Here is a 3285-nt window from a genome sequence, read left to right as displayed (position 1 = left end):
CCGGCTCGAACTGGAGATCACCGAGTCGCTGTTTCTCGCCGACAGCGAGGCCAATCTCGCCACGCTGCATAAGCTCCGCGCGCTCGGTGTCCGGATCTCGATGGACGATTTCGGCACCGGCTACTCGTCGCTCAGTTACTTGCGCAGCTTTCCGTTCGACAAGATCAAGATCGACCGCTCTTTCGTGCGCGACGTCACCGAGCGGCCGGATTGCCTCGCCATCGTCCGCGCCATTGCCGGTCTCGGTCGCAGCCTCGATATCACCACGCTCGCCGAAGGCGTCGAGACGGTCGAACAGCTCGACGCGCTGCGCGCCGAAGGCTGCCACGAAGTGCAGGGCTTCCTGTTCAGCCCGGCGCGTCCCGCCGCGGAGATCGCGGGGCTACTGGCGAAGTTCGGCCACGCCGCGTCAAAGGCGGCGTAGCACAAGCTTTGCCACCCGTGTCCCGGACGCGATGCGGCACGCAGTGCCGCGTCGCAGATCCGGGACCCCGGTTTCTTGTCGGCGTAACCAGCGGGGCCCCGGATCAGCAGCGCATCACGCCGCAAAGGGCGGCGCGCTGCGCAGCATCCGGGGCACGCAGAACTACTCCCATCAACATTGAGGCGGTCACATCCCTGGACTGCCTGGCAACAGCCTCAGAACCGCGTCACCACCTCCGCCAGCGCCGGGCGCGGGCGGTCTTCGACCGGCTTCGTCTTGCTACCGATGTGGATGAAGCCGGCGAGCTTCTCGTGCTCCTTCAGGCCGAGCCCGGTGAGCACGTCGCGATCGTAGGCGATCCAGCCGCTGAGCCAATTGGCGCCGTAGCCGAGCGCGGTGGCGGCGGCGACGATGTTCATGCAGCTCGCGCCCGCCGACAATTCCTGCTCCCATTGCGGCACCTTGGGATGCGGCTTCGGCGAACTCACCACTGCGATGACCAGCGGCGCTTCGGACAGTCGTCCCTGTTCGGTCGCGATCTCGGCGGCGGTGGCTTCCGGATGCTTGCGCGCGAACACTTCGGCGATCACCGCGCCGCCGCGGGCGCGTGCTTCGCCTTCGAACACGATGAAGCGCCACGGCGCGATCTTGCCGTGATCCGGCACGCGCGCGCCGATCGTCAGGATAGTGTCGAGCTCGTCGGGCGAGGGGCCCGGCCCGGTCATCTCGCGCGGCTTCACCGAGCGGCGGGTTTCAAGGAAGGAAATGACGTCCGACATGAGGTTCTCCGGCGATCGGGCGATCGCTGCGCATGAAAGTCGAGGGCTGTTCTAGCAAAGAATGCGCGGCCGAGCGACCACCGCGCGCCACATCAGAGAGCTTCCAACAAATCGCGCCACCGCCTCGCCAGTTCTATGTGTGTCCAGAAACGACTGCGGCACAATGATTTCCTAAGTTTAATGCAACGCGATGGATGGTCCTGCCGTTGTCAGGACGAACTCGACATCGCGAGTTCTGCCGACCGATCACCGGAAGTGGATGACCGCGTTCGACATCTACTTTGAGGAGAAATGTTCATGCCCCTTGTCAAGACAACGCTCGTCGCCGCTGCGCTCGCCACCACCGCCCTCTGCGGCGCCGTCTATGCGGCCGACCACCAGACCTCGCCCGACCAAGCTGCCGCGCAGGATTTTTCCAAGCTGTCGAAGGACGGCTTCAACGCCTTCCAGGATATTCGTGAGGCGCGGCTGGCGCTGTTCAACGGCAAGCCGGACGTCGCGCGCAAGGACGTCAACAAGGCCATGGAGTCCCTGGAGAAGAGCAAGACCGACGACTCTGTCTTCATCAAGGCAGAAGCCGACCTGAAGCAGCCGGCGCAATCCGCGACGTCGCCCCAGCAGCCGGCGAACCAGACGGCGGCCTCGACTACGCCGGTGAAGTGGCTGCCGATCAACGGCACCATCACGGTGCAGGAGGATTACTCGGCGGTGCCCGCCAAGGCGGCTGCGCTGAAGACCGCCAATTCGCAGCTCAAGGCCGGCAAGCAGAAGGAAGCGCTCGACACGCTGAAGATGAACGACGTCAACGTCCAGGTCGCGCTCGAAGTCGCGCCGATGGATGCCAGCATCAAGGGCGTCGACCAGGCTTCCAAGCTGCTCGACTCCGGCAAGTACTACGAGGCCAATGGCGCGCTGATGCAGGTCGAGAACGGCATTCGCTACTCGGTCGTCGACATGCAGGACAAGACACCGCATACGGCGGCCAACACCTCCTCGTCGGATACCAAGTCGGCGCCCGCCACCACAGGCCAGGCAACGACTGGCCAGGCAACGACTGGTCAGGCCACGACCGGTCAGGTGACGACGGCCAAGCCGTCATCGTCCAGCTCTCCGGCGGCTAGCCCGTCCACGAGCACGCCATCGGCGACCAGTTCGTCGAGCCACTGACGATTGCCGCGGAAGCAACGGAAGTCTCCCGCCGTTGCTTCCGGCGGCCCCGGCAGGCGGCGGCTGCCGCAGCGACGCGCCCGGCGCTCGTGCGGCGCCGCTGCCGCCGGCAGCTTTGATGGGGCAGGGTGGCGCGAGGCTCAGCGCTTTTGCGCAGCCGGGGCGGCCGGGCCCGGCATGCAACTAATCGATCCGATCGTGGCGGCGCCGTACTGCACGTAGCCGGACGGCGTCGGCGGCGAATGCGGCGCCGAGATCGGCAGATACATGTAGCACACGGTGCCGTCGGCGGGATCGCGCCAGCGCTGCACCACGGTGTCCTGCAGCGGCCCCGCGAACTGTCGCTCGAGCTGCATCCGCGGCAGCTTGCTCCATTCGGCCTGCTGGGCGAGGGCGCCGTGCGGCAACAGCACAACCACCGACGTCGTCGCCAGGGCGACCAGCCTCGCAAGTTTCACAGTCATGCGGCCGTGCCGCGTCGGGAATGCGTTGTGCAGCTTCATGGCGGTTCGACCGCGGCTCAGTTCAGCGTCAGCGAGGCGCCGGCGACGACACCGTAGTAATCGACCTCCGACACGCCGCTGAACGCCGCATTGACGCGGACGCGCTCGTTCATCGCGTACCCAAGACCGACCGCGAGACCGGACATTCCCTTGTAGTTGCCGAAAGCGGCGGCGACCGAGGCCTTGCCGGGACGGTGGTCGTAGCTCAGGCCCGAGGTCGCCAGCGCCAGCGCGGTGCCGGCGCGGGCTTCGCGCTGATTGCTCCAGACCTGATCCTGCAGCCCGCTGATCTGCGACTGGAAGCCGGAGGTGATGCCGCTGAGCTGGTCGACATTGACGGCGTCTGTCGGTGAGATGCCGGCCGCGACGTTGGTGACCCGGCGCTCATTGCCGGCCGAGCCGACCGAGACCG

Annotated in this window: 5 protein-coding genes; 2 read left to right on the top strand and 3 right to left on the bottom strand. The window is 66.4% G+C overall.

Annotated features, from left to right (window positions below; translation table 11 throughout):
* On the top strand, positions 1 to 424 hold a 424-nt coding region (locus ACOJTD_RS00060; RefSeq protein WP_420130910.1), incomplete at its 5' end, for an EAL domain-containing protein.
* Between the two features lie 215 nt (positions 425 to 639).
* Here the strand turns inward: ACOJTD_RS00060 and ACOJTD_RS00055 are convergent.
* A complete protein-coding gene (locus tag ACOJTD_RS00055; protein WP_420130909.1) occupies positions 640 to 1203 on the bottom strand; it encodes a nitroreductase family protein in 564 nt (187 codons plus the stop codon).
* 297 nt (positions 1204 to 1500) lie between these two features.
* Here ACOJTD_RS00055 and ACOJTD_RS00050 point away from each other — a divergent pair, with 297 nt between their 5' ends.
* A complete protein-coding gene (locus ACOJTD_RS00050; RefSeq protein ID WP_420130908.1) occupies positions 1501 to 2370 on the top strand; it encodes a YfdX family protein in 870 nt (289 codons plus the stop codon).
* A gap of 140 nt (positions 2371 to 2510) precedes the next feature.
* On the opposite strand, the gene ACOJTD_RS00045 is transcribed toward ACOJTD_RS00050, so the two are convergent.
* Positions 2511 to 2873 carry a hypothetical protein gene (locus ACOJTD_RS00045; RefSeq protein WP_420130907.1) on the bottom strand — a complete coding sequence of 121 codons (363 nt, stop codon included), beginning with the start codon at positions 2871 to 2873 and terminating at the stop codon, positions 2511 to 2513.
* Positions 2874 to 2890: 17 nt separating this feature from the next.
* Positions 2891 to 3285, bottom strand: a 395-nt coding sequence (locus tag ACOJTD_RS00040; protein WP_420130906.1) for a YadA-like family protein, incomplete at its 5' end; no start/stop codon positions are given.

The sequence above is a fragment of the Rhodopseudomonas sp. genome, assembly GCF_048594845.1.
GTDB lineage: Bacteria > Pseudomonadota > Alphaproteobacteria > Rhizobiales > Xanthobacteraceae > Rhodopseudomonas.
The sequence above is the reverse complement of the archived record's forward strand: the minus strand, read 5'-3'. Positions and strand labels throughout refer to the sequence as shown.